Origin of the sequence: Streptomyces sp. NPDC008313 (genome assembly GCF_042956125.1) — a bacterium.
Taxonomy (GTDB): Bacteria; Actinomycetota; Actinomycetes; order Streptomycetales; family Streptomycetaceae; genus Streptomyces.
In genome coordinates, this window is the sequence record NZ_JBIBFR010000009.1 from 157,376 (window position 1) to 182,351 (window position 24,976).

Annotated in this window: 20 protein-coding genes; 14 read left to right on the forward strand and 6 right to left on the reverse strand. The window is 72.8% G+C overall.

The window, feature by feature from the left end; genetic code table 11:
* Window positions 1–49: 49 nt before the first annotated feature.
* Together ACFY93_RS14355 and ACFY93_RS14360 are read left to right on the forward strand one after the other, a co-directional pair.
* The gene (locus tag ACFY93_RS14355) at window positions 50–1,564 is read left to right on the forward strand and encodes a 3-hydroxyacyl-CoA dehydrogenase (protein ID WP_391357727.1); all 1,515 of its coding nucleotides are present in this window, start codon (window positions 50–52) and stop codon (window positions 1,562–1,564) included.
* A complete protein-coding gene (locus ACFY93_RS14360) occupies window positions 1,561–2,151 on the forward strand; it encodes a TetR family transcriptional regulator (RefSeq protein ID WP_391357730.1) in 591 nt (196 codons plus the stop codon). Before ACFY93_RS14355 ends, ACFY93_RS14360 begins: the two co-directional genes overlap by 4 nt.
* A gap of 55 nt (window positions 2,152–2,206) precedes the next feature.
* Here the strand turns inward: ACFY93_RS14360 and ACFY93_RS14365 are convergent, their stop codons facing one another.
* Entirely contained in the window at window positions 2,207–2,707 is a 501-nt protein-coding gene (locus ACFY93_RS14365) for a winged helix-turn-helix transcriptional regulator (protein WP_391357733.1), read from the reverse strand.
* A gap of 174 nt (window positions 2,708–2,881) precedes the next feature.
* Here ACFY93_RS14365 and pdhA (ACFY93_RS14370) point away from each other — a divergent pair, with 174 nt between their 5' ends.
* The 7 genes from pdhA (ACFY93_RS14370) to ACFY93_RS14400 all read left to right on the forward strand — a co-directional run bounded on the left by pdhA (ACFY93_RS14370) (window position 2,882) and on the right by ACFY93_RS14400 (window position 11,559).
* Window positions 2,882–4,027 carry a pyruvate dehydrogenase (acetyl-transferring) E1 component subunit alpha gene (gene pdhA / locus ACFY93_RS14370; protein ID WP_391357735.1) on the forward strand — a complete coding sequence of 382 codons (1,146 nt, stop codon included), beginning with the start codon at window positions 2,882–2,884 and terminating at the stop codon, window positions 4,025–4,027.
* Window positions 4,024–5,028: a transketolase C-terminal domain-containing protein gene (locus tag ACFY93_RS14375; RefSeq protein WP_391357738.1), complete on the forward strand. Its 1,005-nt coding sequence runs from the start codon at window positions 4,024–4,026 to the stop codon at window positions 5,026–5,028. The genes pdhA (ACFY93_RS14370) and ACFY93_RS14375 overlap by 4 nt, the downstream gene beginning before the upstream one ends.
* A complete protein-coding gene (locus tag ACFY93_RS14380) occupies window positions 5,028–6,455 on the forward strand; it encodes a 2-oxo acid dehydrogenase subunit E2 (protein WP_391357741.1) in 1,428 nt (475 codons plus the stop codon). The genes ACFY93_RS14375 and ACFY93_RS14380 overlap by 1 nt, the downstream gene beginning before the upstream one ends.
* Before the next feature lie 120 nt (window positions 6,456–6,575).
* Window positions 6,576–7,709: a DUF6457 domain-containing protein gene (locus ACFY93_RS14385; RefSeq protein WP_391357743.1), complete on the forward strand. Its 1,134-nt coding sequence runs from the start codon at window positions 6,576–6,578 to the stop codon at window positions 7,707–7,709.
* The gene (locus ACFY93_RS14390; protein ID WP_391357746.1) at window positions 7,706–9,253 is read left to right on the forward strand and encodes a molybdopterin-binding protein; all 1,548 of its coding nucleotides are present in this window, start codon (window positions 7,706–7,708) and stop codon (window positions 9,251–9,253) included. The genes ACFY93_RS14385 and ACFY93_RS14390 overlap by 4 nt, the downstream gene beginning before the upstream one ends.
* A gap of 46 nt (window positions 9,254–9,299) precedes the next feature.
* Window positions 9,300–10,397 carry an NAD-binding protein gene (locus ACFY93_RS14395; protein ID WP_391357749.1) on the forward strand — a complete coding sequence of 366 codons (1,098 nt, stop codon included), beginning with the start codon at window positions 9,300–9,302 and terminating at the stop codon, window positions 10,395–10,397.
* 172 nt (window positions 10,398–10,569) lie between these two features.
* A complete protein-coding gene (locus ACFY93_RS14400) occupies window positions 10,570–11,559 on the forward strand; it encodes a zinc-binding dehydrogenase (protein ID WP_391357752.1) in 990 nt (329 codons plus the stop codon).
* Between the two features lie 73 nt (window positions 11,560–11,632).
* On the opposite strand, the gene ACFY93_RS14405 is transcribed toward ACFY93_RS14400, so the two are convergent.
* Entirely contained in the window at window positions 11,633–12,364 is a 732-nt protein-coding gene (locus tag ACFY93_RS14405; RefSeq protein WP_391357754.1) for a hypothetical protein, read from the reverse strand.
* A gap of 440 nt (window positions 12,365–12,804) precedes the next feature.
* On the opposite strand from ACFY93_RS14405, the gene ACFY93_RS14410 reads away from it, so the two are divergent.
* The gene (locus ACFY93_RS14410) at window positions 12,805–13,347 is read left to right on the forward strand and encodes a proteasome activator (protein WP_391357757.1); all 543 of its coding nucleotides are present in this window, start codon (window positions 12,805–12,807) and stop codon (window positions 13,345–13,347) included.
* 117 nt (window positions 13,348–13,464) lie between these two features.
* Here the strand turns inward: ACFY93_RS14410 and ACFY93_RS14415 are convergent, their stop codons facing one another.
* Complete coding sequence (locus ACFY93_RS14415; protein ID WP_391357759.1) at window positions 13,465–15,108, reverse strand: protein kinase; 1,644 nt, start codon at window positions 15,106–15,108, stop codon at window positions 13,465–13,467.
* A gap of 357 nt (window positions 15,109–15,465) precedes the next feature.
* Between ACFY93_RS14415 and ACFY93_RS14420 the strand changes: the two genes are divergently transcribed.
* Complete coding sequence (locus ACFY93_RS14420; RefSeq protein WP_391357762.1) at window positions 15,466–17,022, forward strand: protein kinase; 1,557 nt, start codon at window positions 15,466–15,468, stop codon at window positions 17,020–17,022.
* A gap of 150 nt (window positions 17,023–17,172) precedes the next feature.
* Here ACFY93_RS14420 and ACFY93_RS14425 read toward each other — a convergent pair whose 3' ends face one another.
* The gene (locus tag ACFY93_RS14425; protein ID WP_391357764.1) at window positions 17,173–18,267 is read right to left on the reverse strand and encodes a phosphotransferase; all 1,095 of its coding nucleotides are present in this window, start codon (window positions 18,265–18,267) and stop codon (window positions 17,173–17,175) included.
* Window positions 18,268–19,027: 760 nt separating this feature from the next.
* Here ACFY93_RS14425 and pdhA (ACFY93_RS14430) point away from each other — a divergent pair.
* The 3 genes from pdhA (ACFY93_RS14430) to ACFY93_RS14440 are packed head-to-tail and all read left to right on the forward strand — an operon-like array spanning window position 19,028 to window position 22,723.
* Window positions 19,028–20,239, forward strand: coding sequence for a pyruvate dehydrogenase (acetyl-transferring) E1 component subunit alpha (pdhA, locus tag ACFY93_RS14430; protein ID WP_391357766.1), 1,212 nt, complete (start codon window positions 19,028–19,030; stop codon window positions 20,237–20,239).
* A 2-nt stretch (window positions 20,240–20,241) separates the two neighbouring features.
* Window positions 20,242–21,222, forward strand: a complete 981-nt coding sequence (locus tag ACFY93_RS14435) for a transketolase C-terminal domain-containing protein (protein ID WP_391357768.1) — start codon at window positions 20,242–20,244, stop codon at window positions 21,220–21,222.
* A 10-nt stretch (window positions 21,223–21,232) separates the two neighbouring features.
* A complete protein-coding gene (locus tag ACFY93_RS14440) occupies window positions 21,233–22,723 on the forward strand; it encodes a 2-oxo acid dehydrogenase subunit E2 (RefSeq protein WP_391357771.1) in 1,491 nt (496 codons plus the stop codon).
* Window positions 22,724–22,827: 104 nt separating this feature from the next.
* Here ACFY93_RS14440 and ACFY93_RS14445 read toward each other — a convergent pair whose 3' ends face one another.
* Window positions 22,828–23,826, reverse strand: coding sequence for a BRO family protein (locus ACFY93_RS14445; protein ID WP_391357774.1), 999 nt, complete (start codon window positions 23,824–23,826; stop codon window positions 22,828–22,830).
* Between the two features lie 204 nt (window positions 23,827–24,030).
* Window positions 24,031–24,924, reverse strand: coding sequence for a serine hydrolase (locus ACFY93_RS14450; RefSeq protein WP_391357777.1), 894 nt, complete (start codon window positions 24,922–24,924; stop codon window positions 24,031–24,033).
* Between the last annotated feature and the right edge of the window lie 52 nt (window positions 24,925–24,976).

Sequence of the window (24,976 nt, forward strand, 5' to 3'; positions counted from 1 at the left end):
AGGGGATCCGCCGCATCTGTGGAAAACGCCGTGCGGGAGGATCGCGAGCATGACAGCACTCGACCTCAGCAGCGCCGTGGCCGTCGTCGGCACCGGCACCATGGGCCAGGGCATAGCCCAGGTCGCGCTGGTCGCCGGCCACCCCGTCCGGCTGTACGACGCCGTGCCCGGCCGCGCCACGGCGGCGGTCGAGGCGATCGGTGCCCGCCTCGACCGGCTCGTCGAGAAGGGCCGCCTCACCGGCGACGCCCGGGACGCCGCACGCGCCCGGCTGCACGCGGCGAAGGCCCTCACCGAGCTCGCGGACTGCGCCCTCGTCGTGGAGGCGGTGCTCGAACGGCTCGACGTGAAGCAGCAGCTGTTCCGGGAGCTGGAGGACGTCGTCGGGGACGACTGCCTGCTCGCCACCAACACCTCGTCGCTGTCCGTCACGGCCATCGGGGGCGCCCTGCGCGAGCCGGGCCGCTTCGTCGGGCTGCACTTCTTCAACCCGGCCCCGCTGCTGCCCCTCGTGGAGGTCGTCTCCGGCTTCGCGTCCGACGTCACGTCGGCCACGCGCGCGTACGAGACGGCCCGCGCCTGGGGCAAGACGCCGGTCGCCTGCGCCGACACCCCGGGCTTCATCGTCAACCGCATCGCCCGCCCCTTCTACGCCGAGGCCTTCGCGGTCTACGAGTCCCAGGCCGCCGACCCCGCCACGATCGACGCGGTGCTGCGCGAGTCGGGCGGGTTCCGGATGGGCGCCTTCGAGCTGACCGACCTCATCGGGCAGGACGTCAACGAGTCCGTCACCCGCTCGGTCTGGGAGTCCTTCTTCCAGGACGTGCGCTTCACGCCCTCCCTCGCCCAGCGCCGGCTCGTCGAGTCGGGCCGGCACGGCCGCAAGTCCGGACACGGCTGGTACGACTACGGGGACGGCGCCGAGCGCCCCGAGCCGCACACCGCCGACCGGGCCGAACCGCCCGCGTACGTCGTCGCCGAGGGTGATCTCGGCCCGGCACGCGAACTGCTCGCCCTGATCCGCGAGGCGGGCATCGAGGTCCGCGAGGAGGACGAGGACCACGGCACCCGCCTGGTGCTGCCCGGCGGAGGCCAGCTGGTCCTCGCCGACGGCCAGACCTCGGTGGAGTTCCGTGACGTCGTCTACTTCGACCTGGCCCTCGACTACCGCAGGGCGACCCGGATCGCGCTGTCGGCCTCCCAGGACACCGCGCCCCGTACGCTCGCGGAGGGAACCGGTCTCTTCCAGGCGCTGGGCAAGGACGTCAGCGTCATCGGGGACGTGCCCGGCATGATCGTCGCGCGGACCGTGGCCCGCGTCGTCGACCTGGCGCACGACGCGGTCGCCAAGGGCGTCGCCACCGAGGAGGACATCGACACGGCGATGCGACTTGGCGTCAACTACCCCCTGGGCCCCTTCGAGTGGAGCCGGGAACTGGGCAGGAACTGGGCGTACTCCCTCCTGGACGACCTGCACTTGCGCGACCCCTCGGGCCGCTACGCGCCGTCCCTCGCGCTGTACCGCCACGCGTACGCCTCCGCCGAGCGTGAGGGCACCTCATGACCACCGCCAAGCGGGACACCTACACGCCCGAGACGCTGCTCTCGGTCGCCGTCCGGGTCTTCAACGAGCGCGGCTACGACGGCACGTCCATGGAGCACCTCTCCAAGGCGGCCGGCATCTCCAAGTCCTCGATCTACCACCACGTCTCGGGCAAGGAGGAGCTGCTGCGCCGGGCCGTGAGCCGGGCGCTGGACGGCCTCTTCGCCATCCTCGACGAGGAGCACGCGCGCGTGGGGCGTGCCGTGGCGCGCCTGGAGTACGTCACGCGGCGCATGGTCGAGGTCCTCACCGCCGAGCTGCCGTACGTGACGCTGCTGCTGCGCGTGCGCGGCAACACCGCCACCGAGCGCTGGGCCCTGGAGCGGCGCCGGGACTTCGACCACCGGGTCGCCGAGCTGCTGACGGCGGCGGCCGCGGAGGGCGACGTACGCGGCGACATGGAGGTGCGGCTCGCCACCCGGCTCGTGTTCGGCATGATCAACTCGATCGTCGAGTGGTACCGGCCCGACGGACGGGGCATGGGCGAGCGCGAGGTCGCCGACGCGGTGGTGCGGCTCGTCTTCGGCGGGCTCCGGAAAGAGGACTGACTCGACGGGGAGAGCCGACGGGGGCCGCTGCTCCGGCCCGCCCCGGCCCGCGTCCTCAGCCCTCCGGCCCCACGTCCTCCACCTCGAAGACCAGCAGGGTGCGGGTGCTGAGCACCTCCGGGATGGCCTGCAGCCGGGTCAGCACCAGCTCGCGCAGCGTCCGGTTGTCCGGGGTGTGCACCAGCAGCAGCACATCGAAGTCGCCGCCCACCAGGGCGATGTGGGACGCCCCCGGGAGCACCCTCAGCTGTTCGCGCACCGCGCGCCACGAGTTCTGCACGATCTTCAGCGTGATGTACGCCGACGTGCCCTGACCGGCGCGCTCGTGGTCGACACGCGCCCCGAAGCCCCGTATCACGCCGTCCTCGACGAGGCGGTTGATCCGTGCGTAGGCGTTGGCCCGCGAGACGTGCACGCGCTCCGCCACCGACCGTATGGACGCGCGGCCGTCCGCCTGGAGCATCGTGAGGATGTCCTGATCGACGGCGTCGAGCGGGCGCGCGGGCGGCAGGGGGACCTCGGCGTCCGGTCCCCCGGCCATTTGTTCAGGTGCCATGTCCCCCCGCCTTCCTACGATGGACGTACTGCGTTCATCTCAGGCTGTGGAGAACCGTTTGTCCACAGCCTGACGGTGCCTGTAGCCAAAATGTGCCGACGACCGAACAATCGGTTGGTGAGGCGCGCCACACCTGTGGCGTGCTCTGAGCCACTCCCACGAGGAGGTGCCGTCATGACGGTCATGGAGCAGCGGGGCGCGTACCGGCCAACGCCGCCGCCCGCCTGGCAGCCCCGCACCGACCCCGCGCCACTGCTGCCCGACGCGCTGCCCCACCGCGTCCTCGGCACCGACGCGGCCGCGCAGGCCGATCCGGACCTGCTGCGCCGCCTCTACGCGGAACTGGTGCGCGGACGCCGGTACAACGCGCAGGCCACCGCCCTGACCAAGCAGGGCCGGCTCGCCGTCTACCCGTCCACCACGGGTCAGGAGGCCTGCGAGGTCGCCGCCGCGCTGGTCCTGGAGGAGCGCGACTGGCTCTTCCCCAGCTACCGCGACACCCTCGCGGCCGTCGCCCGCGGCCTGGACCCCGTGCAGGCGCTCACCCTGCTCCGTGGCGACTGGCACACCGGCTACGACCCGCACGAGCACCGGGTCGCCCCCCTGTCGACGCCTCTGGCGACCCAGCTGCCGCACGCCGTGGGGCTCGCGCACGCCGCCCGCCTCAAGGGCGACGACGTGGTGGCGCTCGCCATGGTCGGCGACGGCGGCACCAGCGAGGGCGACTTCCACGAGGCGCTGAACTTCGCGGCCGTCTGGCAGGCCCCCGTCGTCTTCCTCGTCCAGAACAACGGGTTCGCGATCTCCGTCCCGCTCGCCAAGCAGACTGCCGCACCCTCCCTGGCCCACAAGGCCGTGGGTTACGGCATGCCGGGCCGCCTGGTCGACGGCAACGACGCGGCCGCGGTGCACGAGGTGCTGGCCGAAGCCGTGCGCCACGCGCGCGCGGGCGGCGGCCCGACGCTGGTGGAGGCGGTGACGTACCGCATCGACGCCCACACCAACGCCGACGACGCGACCCGCTACCGCGGCGACTCCGAGGTCGAGACCTGGCGGGCGCACGACCCGATCGCCCTCCTGGAGCGCGAGCTGACCGAGCGCGGACTGCTCGACGAGGACGGCATACGGGCCGCCCGCGACGACGCCGACGCGATGGCCGCCGACCTGCGCGAGCGCATGAACCAGGACCCGGTGCTCGACCCCATGGACCTGTTCGACCACGTGTACGCCGAGCCCACTCCCCAACTGCTGGAGCAGCGGGAGCAGCTGCGGGCCGAGCTGGAAGCCGAGGCCGACGGGCCGGAAGGAGCCGGGCGATGACGACCGTCGCTCTCAAGCCCGCCACCATGGCGCAGGCCCTCGGCCGCGCCCTGCGCGACGCCATGGCCGAGGACCCCACCGTCCACGTCATGGGCGAGGACGTCGGCACGCTCGGCGGTGTCTTCCGGGTCACCGACGGACTCGCCAAGGAGTTCGGCGACGACCGCTGCACGGACACGCCGCTCGCCGAGGCGGGCATCCTCGGGGCGGCCGTCGGCATGGCGATGTACGGGCTGCGGCCCGTCGTCGAGATGCAGTTCGACGCCTTCGCGTACCCGGCGTTCGAACAGCTCGTCTCGCACGTGGCGCGCATGCGCAACCGCACCCGGGGCGCCATGCCCCTGCCGATCACGATCCGCATCCCCTACGGCGGCGGAATCGGCGGCGTCGAGCACCACAGCGACTCCTCCGAGGCGTACTACATGGCGACTCCGGGGCTCCATGTCGTCACCCCCGCCACGGTCGCCGACGCGTACGGGCTGACGCGGGCCGCCATCGCCTCCGACGACCCGGTCGTCCTCCTCGAGCCCAAGCGCCTGTACTGGTCCAAGGCCGAGTGGAACGCGGACGAGCCGACGGCCGTGGAGCCGATGGGCCGCGCCGTGGTGCGCCGCACGGGCAGCAGCGCCACGCTCGTCACGTACGGGCCGTCCGTGCCCGTCTGCCTGGAGGCGGCCGAGGCGGCACGCGCCGAGGGCTGGGACCTCGAGGTGGTCGATCTGCGCTCGCTGGTGCCGTTCGACGACGAGACGGTGTGCGCCTCGGTCCGGCGCACCGGGCGCGCGGTCGTCGTGCACGAGTCGGGCGGTTACGGCGGTCCGGGCGGGGAGATCGCCGCGCGGATCACCGAGCGCTGCTTCCACCACCTGGAGGCGCCGGTGCTGCGCGTGGCCGGCTTCGACATCCCCTACCCGCCGCCGATGCTGGAGCGGCACCACCTTCCCGGCGTCGACCGGATCCTGGACGCCGTGGGGCGTCTGCAGTGGGAGGCGGAGAGCTGATGGCGCAGGTGCTCGAGTTCAAGCTCCCCGACCTCGGAGAGGGCCTCACCGAGGCGGAGATCGTCCGCTGGCTCGTCCAGGTCGGCGACGTCGTCGCCGTCGACCAGCCGGTGGTGGAGGTGGAGACCGCCAAGGCGATGGTCGAGGTGCCGTGCCCGTACGGCGGTGTCGTCACCTCCCGCTTCGGCGAGGAGGGCACGGAACTGCCCGTCGGCGCGCCCCTGCTGACCGTCGCCGTCGGCGCCGCGTCCGCCGGCACCGCGCCGTCGCCCGCCAAGGACGAGGACAGCGGTTCGGGCAACGTGCTCGTCGGGTACGGCACCGGCGCGCCGCCCGCGCGGCGCAGGCGGGTGCGGCAGGCCACGGCCGCCCCGGCCCGGCGCCCGTCCGGCACCCCGGCGGCGGCCACCGGCACCGGCCGGGAGCCCGGTGCGGCCACCGCGCCCGGCGACCACGGCACAGCCCGGCGCCCCGCCGCGCACACGGGAACACCGGACCGCGCCGTCGCGGGGGCGCGGGCGGACGGGCCCGTGCCCGTCATCTCGCCGCTCGTACGCAAGCTCGCCCGCGAGCACGGACTGGAGCTGCGCGAGCTGCCCGGCTCCGGACCCGAGGGGCTGATCCTGCGCGCGGACGTCGAGCACGCCATCCGTGCGGGGTCCCCGGAGCGGGCCCCACAGGCTGCCCCGGCCGCCGACGGCGCCGCGCGGAGCACCGGCGCCTCCGCCCCCGCGCGCGACGGTCACCGTGTCCCGCTGCGAGGCGTGCGCGGCGCGGTCGCCGACAAGCTGTCCCGCAGTCGTCGCGAGATCCCCGACGCGACCTGCTGGGTGGACGCCGACGCGACGGAGCTGATGCGGGCGCGCGCGGCGATGAACGCGGCGGGCGGTCCGAAGATCTCCCTGATCGCGCTGCTCGCCCGGATCTGCACGGCCGCGCTCGCGCGGTTCCCCGAGCTGAACTCGACGGTCGACATGGACGCCCGCGAGATCGTCCGACTCGACGGTGTGCACCTCGGCTTCGCCGCGCAGACCGAGCGGGGGCTCGTCGTGCCGGTCGTGCGGGACGCGCACGCGCGGGACGCCCAGTCGCTGAGCGCCGAGTTCGCCCGGCTGACCGAGGCGGCCCGCACCGGGACGCTGACTCCGGGGGAGCTCACGGGCGGCACCTTCACGCTGAACAACTACGGCGTGTTCGGCGTCGACGGCTCCACGCCGATCATCAACCACCCCGAGGCGGCCATGCTCGGCGTCGGCCGGATCGTCCCCAGGCCGTGGGTGCACGAGGGTGAGCTGGCCGTGCGCCAGGTCGTCCAGCTCTCGTTCACCTTCGACCACCGGGTCTGCGACGGCGGTACGGCGGGCGGTTTCCTGCGCTATGTGGCGGACTGCGTGGAACAGCCCGCGGTGCTGTTGCGCACCCTGTAACCGACGGGATCCCGCTCCCGGCCGGCCGGCGTCCCGCGCCCGGACCGGGCCGGGTCCCGGCGGACGGGCCCTGAGGCACCCGGAGGTGGAAACGATCCTGCGGGCAGCCATACTCGGGGCATGAACGCGTACGAGCCGACGCGCCCGCCCGGCGCCGAGGCCAGTGCCGAGAAGGCCGGTGCCGAAGAGGCCCCCGCCGAGGGGGCCGGTGACGGTATGGCCGTCACCATGGTCTTCGACGCCGTCGTGCTCGCCGGCGGCGCCGCCCGGCGGCTCGGCGGCGCCGACAAGCCCGGCGTGCGAGTGGGGGGCCGCGCCCTTCTCGACCGGGTCCTGACCGCCTGCGCCGGTGCCGCCACCACCGTGGTGGTCGCCGAGCCCCGGCCGGTCGCCGTGCCCGTGGTCTGGGCGCGGGAGGAACCGGCCGGAGGCGGCCCGTTGGCCGCGCTCGACGCCGGGCTGCGGCACACCACCGCGGAGTACGCCGTGGTCCTCTCCGCCGACCTCCCGTTCCTGGACGGGACGACGGTACGGCGGCTGCTGAACACGCTGCTGACGTCCGGCGGACCGGGAACGGCCGGGCACGCCCCGGCCGGCGGTTCCGCGACTCACTCCTCCACCGGCCCCGGCGACGGCGCCGCCTCCGCGCGCCCCGCCGTCCCCGACGGCGTGCTGCTCACCGACCCCGGCGGCCGGGACCAGCCGCTCGTGGCCGCGTACCGCGTCGCCGCGCTGCGCCGGGAACTCGCCTCGCTCACCGCCGAGCACGGCGATCTCACCGGGCTGCCCCTGAAGCGGCTCGTCGCGGCTCTCGAACTCACCCGCATTTCCGACCCCGTCGCGTCCTTCGACTGCGACACCTGGGACGACATCGCCGCCGCCCGGGCACGTATCAGGGAGCATGGGCACGTGTTGGACGAATGGATCTCCGCAGTCAAGGACGAACTGGGCATCGACCTGGACGTCGACACCGGCGTGCTGCTCGACCTGGCGCGCGACGCCGCGCACGGTGTGGCCAGGCCCGCCGCGCCGCTGACCACGTTCCTCGTGGGCTACGCGGCCGCACGGGCCGGGGCGGGCAGGCCCGAGGCGGTGGCCGACGCCGCGCGCAAGGCCGCCGCGCTGGCCCTCCGCTGGGCGGACGAGGACGCCGCCGGAACCGGACGGCCGGGCACCGCGCCCGGCACCGGTCAGGACGCCGGTCCCGGCACCGCGCCGGGCGCGGTGCCGCAGACCGGTCCGGACGCCGGATGACCGCGCCGGGGGCAGACACCGGCCGGGCCGCCCCCGCCCGCCGGGGCGCACAGGACGTCCGGGACGACGAACTCGACGTGGAGGAGGCCCTGGCCTTGGTCAAGGACAGTGGCGGCCGGGGCCCGACGCCGCGCCCCGACCCGTACCGCCGCGACGCGGGCGACGACGACGTCGAGGAGGCCCTCGCCCTCGTACGGGGCCCCGGCGACCACGCCTCCCCACCGCACGCGTCCCCCTCTGTCGGCGGCTCCCCCGCCGGAGCCGAGGGCCCGCAGCACGCCCTCACCGTGCCCCGGGGTTCCTCGGACGGCCGGCACGCGCACGGCGGCGAGGGCGTCCACCACGCTGCCTCCCCCTGGCCCGAGGCACGGGCAGCCGCCGAGCGCGCCGCCCGCTCCGTGCCCGCCCGGGCCTCCGTCCGCGTCCCTCTCGACGCTGCCCTCGGCCTGGTCCTCGCCGCGCCCCTGACCGCGCTCACCGACCTGCCCTCCTTCGGCACCTCGGCGATGGACGGCTGGGCCGTCTCCGGGCCCGGCCCCTGGGACGTACGGGAGGACGGCGTCCTCGCGGGCCAGGCCGGGCCCCCGGCACTCACCGACGGCGAGGCGGTCAAGATCGCCACCGGCGCCCGCGTCCCGGGGGACGTCACCGCCGTGCTGCGCAGCGAACACGGTCACGTCGACGCCAGGGGCCGGCTGCACGCGACCCGCGACCTCACGCACGGTCAGGACATCCGGCCGCGCGGCCAGGAGTGCCGCAGCGGCGACCACCTTCTGCCGCAGGGGACCCTGGTCACGCCCGTCGTGCTCGGTCTCGCCGCGTCCGCCGGATACGACACGCTCTGCGGTGTGCCGCGCCCGCGCGTCGAGGTATTCGTCCTGGGCGACGAGTTGCTGACCGAGGGGCTGCCGTCGGAGGGGCTGATCCGGGACGCGCTGGGGCCGATGCTGCCGCCGTGGCTGCGGGCGCTGGGCGCCGAGGTCGTGGCGGTGCGCCGGCTGGGGGACGACGCCAAGGCCCTGCACCGGGCGGTCACCCGCTCCGACGCGGACCTCATCGTGACGACCGGAGGCACCGCCTCGGGCCCCGTCGACCATGTTCACCCCATCCTGGACCGCGTCGGCGCCGAACTGCTCGTGGACGGCGTGCGGGTGAGGCCGGGTCATCCCATGCTGCTGGCCCGCATCGAGCCCGGCCGCCACCTCGTGGGCCTGCCCGGCAACCCTCTGGCGGCCGTGTCCGGGCTGCTCACGCTCGCCGAGCCCCTGCTGCGTACGCTCGCCGGGCGCACCGCTCCGGAGCCGTACTCCCTGCCCCTCCAGGACGCGGTGCACGGGCACCCGTACGACACCCGGCTCGTCCCCGTCGCCCTGCGGGGGGACCGGGCCGTGCCGTTGCACTACAACGGGCCCGCGATGCTGCGTGGAGTCGCCGCGGCCGACGCACTCGTCGTCGTACCGCCGGGCGGCGCCCGTCCCGGCCAGGACGTCGAACTGCTCGATCTGCCCTGGACGATGACCGGAATCGGGGACTGCGCACCGTGAACTGGGCGGTGCCGCACGTCGTGAAACGAAACGGGGAGTGTTTCACGTGAAACTTCCGGGCCAGGACGCGATCGCCCGCCAGGCCGACGAACATCTCGTGACCCATCGGGTGCAACTCCCGAGGGCCGTGGTGGAACGACCCATCCGCCAGGTCGGCAAACGGCTGGCGATGGCCCTGGTGGTCCTCGCCGCGACCGCCTTCATCGTCTGGTTCGACCGCGACGGCTACAACGACAGCTCCGACGGCGCCGTCGATCTGCTCGACTCCTTCTACTACGCGACCGTCACCCTCTCCACCACCGGATACGGGGACATCACGCCGGTCGGCGACGGCGCCCGGCTCACCAACATCTTCGTCGTCACACCGCTGCGTGTGCTGTTCCTGATCATCCTGGTCGGCACCACTCTCGAAGTGCTGACGGAACGCACGCGGGAGGAGTGGCGACTGAACCGCTGGAGGTCAACCTTGCGTGAGCACACCGTTGTTGTCGGCTTCGGGACGAAGGGGCGCTCCGCCATCCAGACGGTGTGCACGACCGGGCTGCGCAAGGAGCAGGTCGTGGTGGTCGATCCCAGCTCCAAGGTGGTCGACGCCGCCGCGGCCGAGGGGTACGCGGGGGTGATCGGCGACGCGACGCGCAGTGACGTGCTGCTGCGGGCCGAGGTGCAGAAGGCGCGGCAGATCATCATCGCGACGCAGCGGGACGACACCGCGGTGCTCGTCACCCTGACGGCGCGGCAGCTCAACCGGACGGCCAAGATCGTGGCGGCGGTCCGGGAGGAGGAGAACGCGCCGCTGCTGAAGCAGTCCGGAGCGGACGCGGTCATCACCAGTGCCAGCGCGGCGGGGCGGCTCCTCGGGCTCTCCGTGCTCAGCCCCAGCGCCGGCCGGGTCATGGAGGACCTCATCCAGCAGGGCAGCGGGCTCGACATCGCCGAACGGCCGGTCATAAAGGCCGAGGTGGGCAAGGGCGTGCGCGAGACCGAGGACCTGGTGGTGAGTGTCGTACGCGGTCACCGGGTGCTCGGATACGACGATCCGGCCATCGGCACGCTCCAGCTGATGGACCGGCTCATCACCATCGTCCGGGTCTCGCGGGCGAGGCCCGCCGCGCCCGACACGCGGCCGCTGCCGATGGACTAAGGGCTGTCCGCGGACTCCCCTCGTCGCCCGAAGGGCTGGGCAGGGGGCCGAAGACACGGCCTGTCAGGGGACGGGCCGCCCGTCCGGTCCTTGCGGGCGGGTGGGCAGCGCGGCGCCGCGTCCGGAGAGGTGAGAGCGTCTCCGGACGAAGGCGAGGAGTAGCGTCCCTCCCATGTACGCGATCACGATTCCTGAACCTGGTGGGCCCGAGGCGCTGGTGTGGGACGAGGTCCCGGATCCGGTGGCCGGCGAGGGCGAAGTCCTGGTCGAGGTGGTGGCCAGTGCCGTCAACCGCGCTGATCTGCTGCAACGTCAGGGTTTCTACAACCCGCCGCCCGGGGCGTCCCCGTACCCCGGTCTCGAATGCTCCGGGCGGATCGTCTCGCTCGGCCCCGGAGTGTCGGGGTGGGCCGTCGGTGACGAGGTGTGCGCGTTGCTCGCGGGCGGCGGATACGCCGAGAAGGTCGCGGTCCCGGCCGGACAGCTGCTCCCCGTGCCCGAGGGTGTCGAACTGGAGCGGGCGGCCGCGCTGCCCGAGGTGACGTGCACGGTGTGGTCGAACGTCTTCATGGTCAGCCACCTCCGCCCCGGTGAGACGCTGCTCGTCCACGGTGGGTCCAGCGGGATCGGCACGATGGCGATCCAGCTCGCGAAGGCGGTCGGCGCGAAGGTCGCCGTCACCGCGGGGACCAAGGAGAAGCTCGACTTCTGCGCCGAGCTGGGCGCGGACATCCTGGTCAACTACCGCGAGCAGGACTTCGTCGAGGAGGTCAGGCGTGCCACGGGCGGCGCGGGTGCGGACGTCATCCTCGACAACATGGGCGCGAAGTACCTCGACCGGAACGTGCAGACCCTCGCCGTCAACGGGCGGCTCGCGATCATCGGTATGCAGGGCGGGGTCAAGGGCGAGCTGAACATCGGGACGCTGCTCGGCAAGCGGGCCGCGGTCAGCGCGACCTCGCTGCGGGCCCGTCCCCTCGGCGAGAAGGCGGCGATCGTGGCGGCCGTACGGGAGCACGTGTGGCCGCTGGTCTCGGGCGGCCATGTGCGGCCGGTCGTCGACCGGGGCCTGCCGATGAGCGACGCGGCCACGGGGCACCGGGTCCTGGAGGAGAGCGGCCACATCGGCAAGGTGCTGCTGGTCGCCCCGGGGCAGCCGTAGGCCCGCAGGGCCCGTAGCGCGCGGTAGCGGCAGAGCCGCGGCGGCCGGAGGCCGGTCCGGGCCTCCGGCCGGCTCAGCCGCGCCGCACGCGCAGGGCGAGGAAGGCGACGCCCAGGCCGAGGCCGATGAGGACCAGGCCGCTGCCGAGGGGCAGCATCCGGAACACGGGCCCGGTGGCGGTGCCGGGGCCGGAGCGGGCGACGGGCTGCTCGGGCGGCACCGCGGCCCCCCGGGTCGGCTCGGGAGTGACGGTGGCCTCCGGGAGGGCCGGGAGCAGCGGGCCCGGGCGAACGGGCTGGTCGGCCTCCGGTGGCACGGTCGCCTCCCGGCCCGGCCGCTCCCGCCCCTCGCCTGCGCGGCTTCCGGCCCGCGAGCGTCCGGGGCTGGGCCGGGGCGCCCGCGAGGCGGCCTCGGCGTGCGGGGTGCGCGCGGCGGACGCGGACGGGGCGGGACGCGCGGCCTCCGCGGTGCGCCCCGAGGCGGAGACGGAGGCGGGGGCGGGGTCGGCGTGCCGGACCGGTCGCTCCGGCCGCGTGGGCCGGCCGGTGTGCCGCGACGCGGCGGGGTGGGACGGCTGCCCGGCCGGCGGGGGAGCGACATGCGGCCGCCCTGGTCGGCCCGGCCGCCCCGGTGGCGTGGGCTTGAGTGCAGAGGTGGGCCGCACGACGGACGTGGGCGACGCGGGCCCTGGCGTGGGGCCGGAGCGGGCCGCCGGAGCGGTGGAACCCGTGAGGGCGTACGTGGGCTGAACGGCGTACGAGGTGAGCGCCGCGGCTCCCGCGACGACCGTGACGGCGGCCGTCACGGCCAGCAGCGGCCCGCTCCCGAGCGGTGCGCGGAGCCCGCGACGAGGCGTCCCGCGGCTGCCCGGTCCGCCACCGGCCGTGCCGCCCGGACCGCCACCGGCCGTCTCACCGCTCTCGCGGCTCTCGCGTCCGACAGGCTCCCGCGCCCGTCCCCCATGGGGCCGGGACGCCGGGCCGCCCGTCCGCGGAGCCGCGCCGTGCGCCCGCCGCACCCGCCGGATCACGCCCGTCCGTGGAGTCACACCCATGACCCCTCCCGCCGCGTCTACGCCAAGTCGTCGAGATTCCGGAAACGGTAGGCCGCCGGAACATCGGAACAAGAGTCACATATGGTCACCATTCCGGCACTCCGGAGAGGACTGCCCCGGCGCGGCGGGGTGGATCAGTCCCAGGAGGGGGCACCACGCTGGGAGGTGCGTCCATACGAGAGAATGGCGGTATGGAGATGCCGAGGAACGAACGGTCGCCCGAGAACCCTCAGATCCTGGTCCTGGGCCAGGACGGGATGACTCTGGGCGGCGCCGGAGACGAGGACTCCCGAGAGATCCCGGTGACGGACATGGTGGAACAGCCGGCCAAGGTCATGCGGATCGGAAGCATGATCAAGCAGCTTCTGGAGGAGGTGCGCGCGGCTCCTCTGGACGAGGCGAGCAGGGTCCGCCTGAAGGAGATCCACGCCAGCTCTGTGAAGGAGCTGGAGGACGGCCTCGCGCCCGAGCTCGTCGAGGAGCTGGAGCGGCTCTCCCTGCCCTTCACGGACGAGGGGACCCCCAGCGACGCGGAGCTGCGGATCGCCCAGGCACAGCTGGTGGGCTGGCTGGAGGGTCTGTTCCACGGGATCCAGACCACGCTGTTCGCCCAGCAGATGGCCGCCAGGGCCCAGCTGGAGCAGATGCGCCGCGCCCTCCCGCCGGGCGTCGGTGGCGCGGAGGCCGAGGACGACCCCAGGACCATCGGCCGCTCGGGAGGCCCGTACCTGTAGGCCACGGCCTGTAGTCCCGGCCTGTAGAGCCGGACCGGACGCCGAAGGGGCCCGACCTGTGCGTCGGGCCCCTTCGACGTTTCGCTTCGTCCGGTCCGCTTCCGCCTCAGCGGTGGATCACGAGGGGTCGCCGGTCGACACGTTGAGCTGGATGTCGGGCATGTTCTCCGGGTCGGCGTCCGTCTCGGCGGACGGGAACTGCGACATGACCGTGCCCTCGCCGTACGTGTTCTCGTCGACGTCCTTGAGGTCGTAGTTCCAGCCGGCCGCCTGGAGGCAGGCCTTCACCGACTTGATGTTCTTGAACGTGAAGTCGGGCACCTTGATCTTGTCGGGGTCGTTGTACGACTCCTCAGGCTCGGTGCACTTCTCCTTCTCCATCTTCTTCGTCATGTCCGGGCCCTTGTGGTCGACCACCTCGGAGGCCGACGGGCTGGACGAGGCGCCGCCGCCCTCGTCGTCGCCGCCCTTGCTCAGGGTCAGGGCGGTGATCAGGCCGCCGATGGCGATGAGGGCGACGAGGATCGAGCCGATGACGACGCCCTTGTTGCTCTTGCCGCCGCCGGAGCCGCCCGAGGACGAGGCCGTGGGCTGCGGCGTCAGGTTGTACGGCGGCGGCGTCGACGCGCCCTGCTGCGGGGCGTACGCGGCGGTCTGCGGCGGTGCCTGGTAGCCGGCCTGCTGGGGGTAGCCGTACGACGGCGGCGTCGGGGCCGGCGTGTTCATCGGGGCCGGCGAGCCGTACGGGCCCGGCTGGTACGGGGTCTGTACGGGGCCCGTGGGCGCCGGGGCCGCCTGGTCGACCGGCGGGAACACGGCGGAGCCGACGCCCGAACCGCTCGCGGTCTGGGCACCCGGGACGATGCTCGGGGCCGCAGCCTGGAACGACTGGGCCACGCGCAGGCACTCGTCGCGCATCGTCTCGGCGCTCGGGAAGCGCTCGTTCGGGTTCTTCTTCAGCGCGCGGGCGACCAGCGCGTCCACCGCGGGCGGCAGCGAGCGGTTGATCGAGGAGGGAGCCACCGGCTCCTCCTGCACGTGCGCGTACGCGATGGCCAGCGGCGAGTCCGCCTCGAACGGCAGCCGTCCGGTGACCAGTTGGAAGAGCATGATGCCGACGGAGTACAGGTCGGAGCGGGCGTCGACGCCCCGGCCCAGCGCCTGCTCCGGGGACAGGTACTGCGGCGTGCCCACCACCATGCCGGTCTGCGTCATCGACGTGACACCCGACTGCATGGCGCGGGCGATGCCGAAGTCCATCACCTTGACGACGTTCCGCTTCGTCATCATCACGTTGCCGGGCTTGATGTCCCGGTGGACCAGGCCCATTTCGTGGCTGATCTCGAGCGCGGCCAGCACATCGGCGGTGATCTTCAGGGCCTTGTCGGCGGGCATGGCGCCGTACTGGGAGATGTCCTGGTCGAGCACGGAGCCGAGCGGGCGGCCCTCCACGTACTCCATGACGATGTACGGCGTCGTCTGGCCGTCGAGGTCGTCCTCGCCGGTGTCGAAGACGGAGACGATGTTGGTGTGCGTGAGTTTGGCCACCGACTGGGCCTCGCGCCGGAACCGCTCACGGAAGGCCTGCTCACGGCCGAGCTCGGTGTGCAGCGTCTTGATCGCCACCTGGCGGTCGAGCACCGAGTCGTACGCGAGGTGCACCGAGGCCATGCCGCCCTCGCCGAGCAGATCGCGCAGCTGGTAGCGGCCGCCGGCGACCGCACGCCCCGCGTACCGGCCCTGTCCGCCGTCCTGGCTCATCTTCTGCGTCCCCCATCGGCGCGGCGGCAGAGGCTGGTTGCTCCCCGCGGGTCCGTGATCTGTCGTCGGTGCTCGGCCGGTGTCAGGTGATCGACTGGCCCATTACCGGCCAAGTCTGCCCCAGGGCAGTGACACGTCAAGCTCGGTGCCCGTTCCGTGACCGTACGCGAAAGAAGAGTCGCGGAAGCGTTACAGCCGACGTACGGGCGGTACACAGGATTTGCACCCGGGGACCCGCTGCGGGTTTTATGACCGGTCCATCTCGAACCGGCGCCGTGCGCGAAGCCTGTAGCGTGGCCCGGCGGAGACCGTGACAACCACCGCGCAGACCGCGGGCAGAAACGACGGCGAGGACCGATGGCACAGCAGCAGCGCGCTCAGGGCCCGTCCGACCCCGAGGCGACTGGCGGCGGCATGTCAGACGCGCCGGAGACGTGGGGCAACGGCGGGCTGGTCGGCGACGGCCGGTACCGGCTGACCCGCAGACTCGGGCGGGGCGGCATGGCCGAGGTGTTCGCGGCCGAGGACGTACGGCTGGGACGGACCGTCGCGGTCAAGCTGCTCCGTCCCGACCTCGCCGAGGACCCCGTCTCCAAGGCCCGCTTCACGCGTGAGGCGCAGTCGGTGGCCGGGCTCAACCACCACGCGGTGGTCGCCGTGTACGACTCCGGCGAGGACGTCGTCGGCCACGGCGTCGTCCCGTACATCGTGATGGAGATCGTCGAGGGCCGCACGATCCGCGACCTGCTGCTCAACGCCGAGGCCCCCGGCCCGGAGCAGGCCCTGATCATCGTCTCCGGTGTGCTGGAGGCGCTCGCCTACTCCCACCAGCACGGCATCGTGCACCGTGACATCAAGCCGGCCAACGTGATCATCACGGACACGGGCGCGGTCAAGGTCATGGACTTCGGCATCGCGCGCGCCCTGCACGGCGCGCAGTCGACGATGACCCAGACCGGCATGGTCATGGGAACCCCGCAGTACCTCTCCCCGGAGCAGGCGCTCGGCAAGGCCGTCGACCACCGCAGCGACCTGTACGCCACCGGCTGCCTGCTCTACGAACTGCTCGCGCTGCGGCCCCCGTTCACCGGTGAGACGCCGCTGTCGGTGGTCTACCAGCACGTGCAGGACATCCCGGTGCCCCCGTCCGAGGTGGCGCAGGCGGTTCCGCCGGAGCTCGACGGGCTCGTCATGCGCTCGCTCGCGAAGGATCCGGACGACCGGTTCCAGACCGCCGAGGAGATGCGCGGCCTCGTCCAGTACGCACTGCAGATGCTGTACGACCAGGGCGGCCACACCGGCACCTGGAACACCGGTCCCGTGGCCGTGCACGAGGGCCGGAACACCCCGGCCGCCGGTTTCGCCGGGACGGCCGCGCTGCCGCACCCGGGCGACATGGGCACCACCCAGATCCCGGCGCCGCTCCTTCCCCAGTCCGGCGGCGGGGACGACGGCGGCTTCGAGGGACACGGCAACCAGGGCAGCGGCCGCGGCAAGCTGTGGATCCTCGCGGTGCTCGCCGTGATCGCCGTCGCGGCGGGTGTCGCGCTCGCCCTGAACAACACCGGTGGCCAGGGCGGCGGGGGAACGGGCACGACGCACTCGCCGACCAGCACGCACTCCAGCAAGGACAAGCAGTCCGAGGAGACTCCCAGCGACGAGGCGACGGACGAACAGACGGACGACACGGGCACCGGCGCGGGCACCGGCCCGGACTACACCCAGTCCTTCACGCCGTCCGCGACCGGCACGGGCGAGCCGTCGAGCGAGGCGTCCGAGCCGGACGACGGGCCCGCCACGACACCGACCTCGAAGGCGCCGGCCTCGCCGGAGGATCCGTCGGACCCGGGTGCCGAGTCCCCTCCGGTGAGTAACCCGGAGACCGGGGGCGCGGACCCCGGGAACGGTCCCTGACGAAAGACGCCCTCCACGCGCGCGTGCGGCCCCGACCGGCCCACGCGCGCGTCGTCGTTTCACGGCAGCCGGCGACCCGCCGACCCCGACCCGTCGTAGCCGTCGGACCCGTCGGACCCGTCCGAGTCGCCGGGCCGTCGCGGGCCGCCGTCACCCCGCGAACGCCTCGCACACCACGTCGTACTCGCGGGTCCACCACACCACCAGCGCCGAGGCCGCCGGGAACTGGGGATCGGCCCGGGTGTCGCCGCGCTCGTAGTGCCAGCGCAGCATCCAGAAGTCGTTGAGGCGCTCCCACCACACCCGGTGCACGGCGGCCGCCAGTTCCGACGGGGTGGCGCCCGCCGCACGCCGGTACGCGCGCGCGTAGGCCCGCACCTTCGCCAGGTCCAGGGTGCCGACGGGCCGTACGAAGAAGATCACGGCGGCGCGGACCGCCTCCTCGGCGCGGGGCTGGACGCCGAGGCGGTCCCAGTCGACGATCGCGGCCGGTTCGCTGTCGCGGTACAGCAGGTTGAAGGGGTGGAAGTCGCCGTGCACCCACCCCACCGAGGCACCGCGAGGCGGTCGCCGGCCCGTGTGCCGCTCCAGCAGGGCGCGCCGCTCCAGCAGCCGGTGCCGGGCCAGCTCGTCGAAGCTGTCCGGCGGCCGGTGGCGGCGGACCCGGACCAGCAGGTCGTCGATGAGCGCGAAGGTGTCGGCGGGATCGGCACTCTCGGGCCGGTGCGCGGTGGCGCGGCTCGCGGCGGGCCCGCCGCCACGCGCGCGTGCCGGGGGCGCGCCGACCGCGCGCACAGGTGGGCGCGGCACCCGCATGATCTGTTCCAGGCTCGCGTGGACGACCCCGAGCAGCGCGCCCAGCCGTCCGCACTGTGCGGGCGTGAGCTGCCCGCCGTGCCGGTGCCGGCCGTCGATCCAGGGGTGCAGCGCGTAGGCGTGGCCCCCGATCACGGCCACGGTGCGCCCGTCGCGGCAGGGCAGCGGCGGGGCGACGGGGACACCGAGGTCGGCCAGCCGCCGGGTGGCCCGGTGCTGGCGGGCGATGGCGGCCGGGTCGGCTGTCTCGGGGTCGAAGTGGTGCTTCAGGAAGTACTCGCCCCGGGTGGTGGAGAGCCGGTAGCCGCGGTTGAGCAACCCCTGGTCGACCGGCTCGCAGGCAAGGGCGGATCCGGCGGTGTACTGGCGGAGCAGGGCGCCCAGAGGGGGCGCGTGATGCGGAGGGGTTGGTACAGATGAGCGCGGCACGCGCCAGATGTTAGGGCACGCGTCGAGCCCCGAACGGCCCGCTTCGTACCGGCCTCACACCCTTCCGAACCCGCGCCCACCCCCACCCCTGTCGCACTCGGTCACCTTTCGGTCGTCCGGCGTGCCGGAACCGACGTTCCGTGGCACGGGCCGTCGTGTGCCGGGGCCGCCGGGGCCACAGGCGCACTCGGCGCTGTGTCCGACGCGATCCTGTTCGACGGGGGCCCGGGGCGGGCCCCCTTTGACGGGATTCCGGGACGCGGCCCGTGAGGACACGCCCCGGTACGTCCCTGCACGCCGGGGAGCACCCCGGCACGCCCCGGCTCCCCGGCACGCCCGGCGTCCGCTTTCGCCGGAAACGCGTACGTCCGGGACGGCGACGCCCGGGCGGGTGGCCGGAACAGGCGCACACAGCCCGCCCCGGGCAGCTCTTCCCGTGTCCGGGGTGGCCGGGATAACGTGCCGGTGTTCCGGCCCCCTGCAAGGCTGTGACCAGCAACTGTTCCCGACTTTGCCGATTTACTTGGATATCCAAGCAAAATCGCAGGTCAGGAGGGGTTTCACAGAAATGTGGTGCTCTGGGTAACGTGCTTACTGCAGGGCGCTCACCGGGACACCTGTCACGCCTGTTCCCGGCCGAGTCGCACCCACCCCGTGCACGGGTATCGGAGCAGGCGAGCCGCTCCCCCGAGCTCTCCACGAGCGAGGGGGAACCCAGCCACCCGGCAACCCCGGGGGCCGGACCGACGGAGGAGCACACGTGACCGTGGAGAGCACTGCCGCGCGCAAGCCGCGACGCAGCGCCGGTACGAAGAGCGCGGCGAGCAAGCGGGCGGGCACGGCGGCCAAGAAGGCCCCGAGCACCGAACCCGAGCTCGTCCAGTTGCTGACGCCGGAAGGTGAGCGGGTCGAGAACGCGGAGTACGACGCGTACGTCGCCGACATCACCCCCGAGGACCTGCGCGGGCTGTACCGCGACATGGTGCTGACGCGCCGCTTCGACGCCGAGGCGACGTCCCTGCAGCGTCAGGGCGAGCTGGGCCTGTGGGCCTCCCTGCTCGGCCAGGAGGCCGCCCAGATCGGCTCCGGCCGGGCGACCCGTGAGGACGACTACGTCTTCCCGACCTACCGCGAGCACGGTGTGGCCTGGTGCCGCGGGGTCGACCCGACCAACCTGCTCGGCATGTTCCGCGGCGTGAACAACGGCGGCTGGGACCCGAACAGCAACAACTTCCACCTGTACACGATCGTCATCGGCTCGCAGACGCTGCACGCCACCGGCTACGCCATGGGCGTCGCCAAGGACGGTGCCGACTCGGCCGTGATCGCGTACTTCGGGGACGGCGCCTCCAGCCAGGGCGACGTCGCCGAGTCGTTCACCTTCTCCGCCGTCTACAACGCCCCCGTCGTGTTCTTCTGCCAGAACAACCAGTGGGCGATCTCCGAGCCGACCGAGAAGCAGACCCGCGTCCCGCTCTACCAGCGCGCGCAGGGCTACGGCTTCCCCGGCGTCCGCGTCGACGGCAACGACGTCCTCGCCTGCCTGGCCGTGACGAAGTGGGCGCTGGAGCGGGCCCGCCGCGGCGAGGGCCCGACGCTGGTCGAGGCCTTCACCTACCGGATGGGCGCGCACACCACCTCCGACGACCCGACCAAGTACCGGGCCGACGAGGAGCGCGAGGCGTGGGAGGCGAAGGACCCGATCCTGCGCCTGCGCGCCTATCTCGAGAGCTCAAACCACGCGGACGAGGGATTCTTCGCGGAACTGGAGACCGAGAGCGAGGCGTTGGGCAAACGAGTACGCGAAGCCGTACGGGCCATGCCGGACCCGGACCACTTCGCCATCTTCGAGAACGTGTACGCGGACGGGCACGCGCTCGTCGACGAGGAGCGGGCCCAGTTCGCCGCCTACCAGGCGTCGTTCGCCACGGAGCCCGGGAGCGGCTTCGCCGCGGCAGGGGAGGGCAAGTAGCGATGGCGGCAGAGAAGATGGCGCTGGCCAAGGCGATCAACGAGTCGCTGCGCACGGCCCTCGACGCCGACCCCAAGGTTCTCGTCATGGGCGAGGACGTCGGCAAGCTCGGTGGTGTCTTCCGGGTCACCGACGGTCTGCAGAAGGACTTCGGCGAGGAGCGGGTCATCGACACCCCGCTCGCCGAGTCGGGCATCGTCGGTACGGCGATCGGTCTCGCCCTGCGCGGCTACCGCCCGGTCGTGGAGATCCAGTTCGACGGCTTCGTGTTCCCGGCGTACGACCAGATCGTCACGCAGCTCGCGAAGATGCACGCGCGGGCGCTCGGCAAGATCAAGATGCCCGTCGTCATCCGCATCCCCTACGGCGGCGGCATCGGCGCGGTGGAGCACCACTCCGAGTCCCCGGAGGCCCTGTTCGCGCACGTGGCGGGCCTGAAGGTGGTCTCCCCCTCGAACGCGTCGGACGCGTACTGGATGATGCAGCAGGCCATCCAGAGCGACGACCCGGTGATCTTCTTCGAGCCGAAGCGCCGGTACTGGGACAAGGGCGAGGTGACCAGGGACGCGATCCCGGCGCCGCTGCACACGGCGCGTGTGGTGCGCGAGGGCGGCGATCTGACGCTGGCCGCGTACGGGCCGATGGTCAAGGTCTGCCAGGAGGCCGCCGCGGCGGCCCAGGAGGAGGGCAGGTCCCTGGAGGTCGTCGATCTGCGCTCCATGTCGCCGATCGACTTCGACACCGTCCAGGCGTCGGTCGAGAAGACCCGCCGGCTGGTCGTGGTGCACGAGGCCCCGGTGTTCCTGGGTACGGGCGCGGAGATCGCGGCCCGCATCACGGAGCGGTGCTTCTACCACCTGGAGGCGCCCGTGCTGAGGGTCGGCGGCTATCACGCCCCGTACCCGCCGGCGCGCCTGGAGGAGGAGTACCTGCCGGGCCTTGACCGGGTGCTCGACGCCGTCGACCGCTCGCTGGCGTACTGAGGAGAGGGTCGTGACGACGATGACTGAGAACGCCTCGGGGCTGAGCGAGTTCAAGATGCCCGACGTGGGCGAGGGGCTCACCGAGGCCGAGATCCTCAAGTGGTACGTCCAGCCCGGTGACCGGGTCACCGACGGTCAGGTGGTCTGCGAGGTCGAGACCGCGAAGGCCGCCGTCGAGCTGCCCATCCCCTTCGACGGTGTGGTCCGCGAGCTGCGCTTCCCCGAGGGGACGACGGTGGACGTGGGCCAGGTGATCATCGCGGTGGACGTGTCCGCAGGCGCCGGAGCCCCGGCGACGCAGGCCGCGACCCCGGACGCGCCGGCCGCCGAGACGCCCGCGGCGGAGCCGTCCGCCGCGGAGGAGCCGAAGCCGGAGGGCCGCACACCGGTCCTCGTCGGGTACGGGGTGGCCACGTCCTCCACCAAGCGACGCCCGCGCAAGGGCGCCGAGGCACCCGCCCCGCAGGCACCCGCCCCGCAGGCGGCCGCCCCGGCACCGCCGGCCGAGGCCCCGGCGGCGACGTACTACGCGGGCACCGCGCTGAACGGACAGGCGACCCCCGCGGGCGCCCGTCCGCTGGCCAAGCCGCCGGTCCGCAAGCTCGCCAAGGACCTCGGTGTGGACCTGGCGACGGTGACGCCGTCGGGCCCCGACGGGATCATCACGCGCGAGGACGTGCACGCGGCGGTCGCCCCCGCCCCGCGGCCCGCGGCCCCGCAGCCCGCGGCCCCGCAGGCTCCGGCCGCCGCGACGGCCCCGGCTCCCGCGCCCGTGGCCGGCTACGACGGCGCGCGCGAGACGCGCACGCCCGTCAAGGGTGTCCGGAAGGCGACGGCGGCCGCGATGGTCGGCTCGGCGTTCACCGCCCCGCACGTCACGGAGTTCGTGACCGTGGACGTGACGCGCACGATGAAGCTGGTCGAGGAGCTGAAGCAGGCCCCCGACAAGTACGGGATGCAGGGCCGGAGGGTCAACCCCCTCCTCCTTGTCGCCAAGGCCCTGCTCGTCGCGATCAAGCGCAACCCTCAGGTCAACGCGTCCTGGGACGAGGCCAACCAGGAGATCGTCCTCAAGCACTACGTGAACCTGGGTATCGCCGCGGCCACCCCGCGCGGCCTCATCGTCCCGAACATCAAGGACGCGCACGCCAAGACCCTCCCGGAGCTGGCCGACTCGCTCGGTGAGCTGGTCTCCACGGCGAGGGAGGGCAAGACGTCCCCGGCGGCGATGCAGGGCGGCACGGTCACCATCACCAACGTCGGCGTCTTCGGCGTCGACACGGGCACACCCATCCTCAACTCCGGGGAGTCCGCGATCCTCGCGGTCGGCGCGATCAAGCTCCAGCCCTGGGTGCACAAGGGCAAGGTGAAGCCCCGTCAGGTCACCACGCTCGCGCTCTCCTTCGACCACCGCCTGGTCGACGGCGAGCTGGGCTCCAAGGTCCTCGCGGACATCGCGGCGATCCTGGAACAGCCCAAGCGGCTGATCACCTGGGCCTGACCGGCTTCCACCCGCTAGCCTGACCCGAGAGGGGTCGGCCGCAACGTCAGCTTGCGACCGGCCCCTCTGCCGTACCCCGGGCACCGGGGCACCGGGTCCCCAGCTCAGGGGTGGTGCAGCACGTACACCGGAGCGCCGTCGCCGGTCCCGCCCCGGGAGCGGATGCAGGCGTGCTTGCGCAGCAGACGCAGGCACTCGTTCACCCGGCGCACCGACAGGCCCGTACGGGCGGCGAGGGACGCGAGGGGCTGGCGCAGCTCGCCCTGCTCGACCAGGACCGGGGCGATGACCACGGCCACCGTCCACACGTCCTCCGTCACCGACAACCGGTGCCGCCAGTCGGCCAGTACGGACTCCGTGGTGGGAACGCCGGCATCGGCACCCTCGGCCGCCGCGGCCTGGTCGGCGGCGACCCGGGCGACGGCGGAGGGGTCGGGGAGCCGGGCGAACAGGGTGTCGAACCGGTTCGCGATGCGTTCCATCGCCTGCGCGGTGGACTGCTGTGCGGTCAGCGTCTCGCGCTGCATCGCCAGCATCTCCTTCTGCACGGTCAGCGATTCGTGCTGTGCGATCGCAAGCTGCTCGTCCGCCTGGAGGTTGCGCTCCTCGAGCCGGACGATGGCCTCGGCGACCTGCTCCGGCATGGCGTACGCGAGGGGCGCCGCCGGGTCCGCGGGCTGCACCTCGGCCTCCTCCAGCGTGTACGAGCCGTCCCGCTGCACGGTCTCGATCACCTCGGCGACCCACTGCTTGAAGGGGGCGCAGGCCGGCTTCGTACAGGCGTTGACGAGCAGGATCAGACCCTGGAGATCGATCAGCTGCAGGTCTCGGCGCCAGCTCCGGCCTGGGGGGATGTCGAGACTGTAACTTCCAGTTACTGTCTCGAGATTGTCTCGCTGCTCCTTCGGCACGTGGTCGTCGAGTGCCTTCCGCGAGTTCGCGTACCCCAGCTTCTTGCAGACGTCCACGGCCGGGAACCAGTGGGCGCCGCCCGGCATGGTCAGCCTGCGGATGCGGTCGCCCGTCGCCGCGTAGACGAAGTCGCTGATGTCGATGGCCTCATGGCGCTTGGACGACTTGCGGGGTTTGCTCGGTTCGTTCATGTGAATGACCTCCGCTGCGGAACGTAAGGCGGAGAAAATCGAATAGGCCACTCGGTCCACGGATGTTCATCAGTGCGGAGGAAGATCGCTCGACTGGGTTGCGACCCGCCCGACCGGTGTGCCGCCGACGAAGGAAGGCGCGACGCGAAGCGGGCCAGTCCGGTGTCGTGGACTGGCCCGCTCAGGTGGTCGTCAAAGAGGGGACTACTTCTTGAAGCCGTAGTCCATCAGTTTCTTGGCGTCCGAGGTGCGGGCCGAGACGGACGTGGAGGCGAGGACCGTGCCGATGACGGTCTTGCCGTCGCGGGTCGCGGCGAAGACCAGGCAGTACTTGGCCTCGGGGCCGGAGCCGGTCTTGACGCCGATGGCGCCGCGGTAGCTGCCGAGCAGGGTGTTGGTGTTCGTCCAGTTCATGTAGCGGTAGCCACCGCTCTTGGTGGTCACCTTCTGCTTGGTCGACTTCGTCTTCACGACCGAACGGAAGGTGGACGACTTCATGGCGCTGCTCGCGAGCTTCGTCAGGTCGCGCGGCGTCGAGTAGTTGGCGCCGTTGCCGATGCCGTCGAACGAGTCGAAGTGCGTGTTCGTCAGGCCGAGGCCGCGCGCGGTGGTGTTCATCTTGCCGATGAACGACTTCACGCGGGCGCCGCGCGTCGAGCCCGAGCCGAACTTGTCGGCGAGCGCGTACGCGGCGTCGCAGCCCGACGGCAGCATCAGCCCGTAGAGCAGCTGGCGCACGGTGACCTTGTCACCGACGATCAGATGCGCCGACGAGGCGTTGTTGCGGACGATGTAGTCGCTGTAGGCCTTCTGGATCGTGACCTTGGAGTCCAGGTTCAGATTCGACTGCGACAGCACCACCTTCGCCGTCATGATCTTGGTCGTGGAGCCGGTCGAACGGCGGGTGTCCGCCGCCTTGGTGTAGAGCGTCTTGCCGGTGCCGTTGTTCATCACGTAGCCGCCCTTGGCGGCGATCGTGGGGGTCGTGAGCGCCTGTGCCGGAGCCGCGCCGAGCGCCCCGGTCGCGATCATGGCGGCGGTGGTCACGACGACGGCCGCGGCTCTGCGAACGCGCGTGCCCTGTATGTCCGTTGTCAACTTGGGTACCCCGAATACGTCAAATGCCCCAGGAGTGCGGCCATATGGGAAT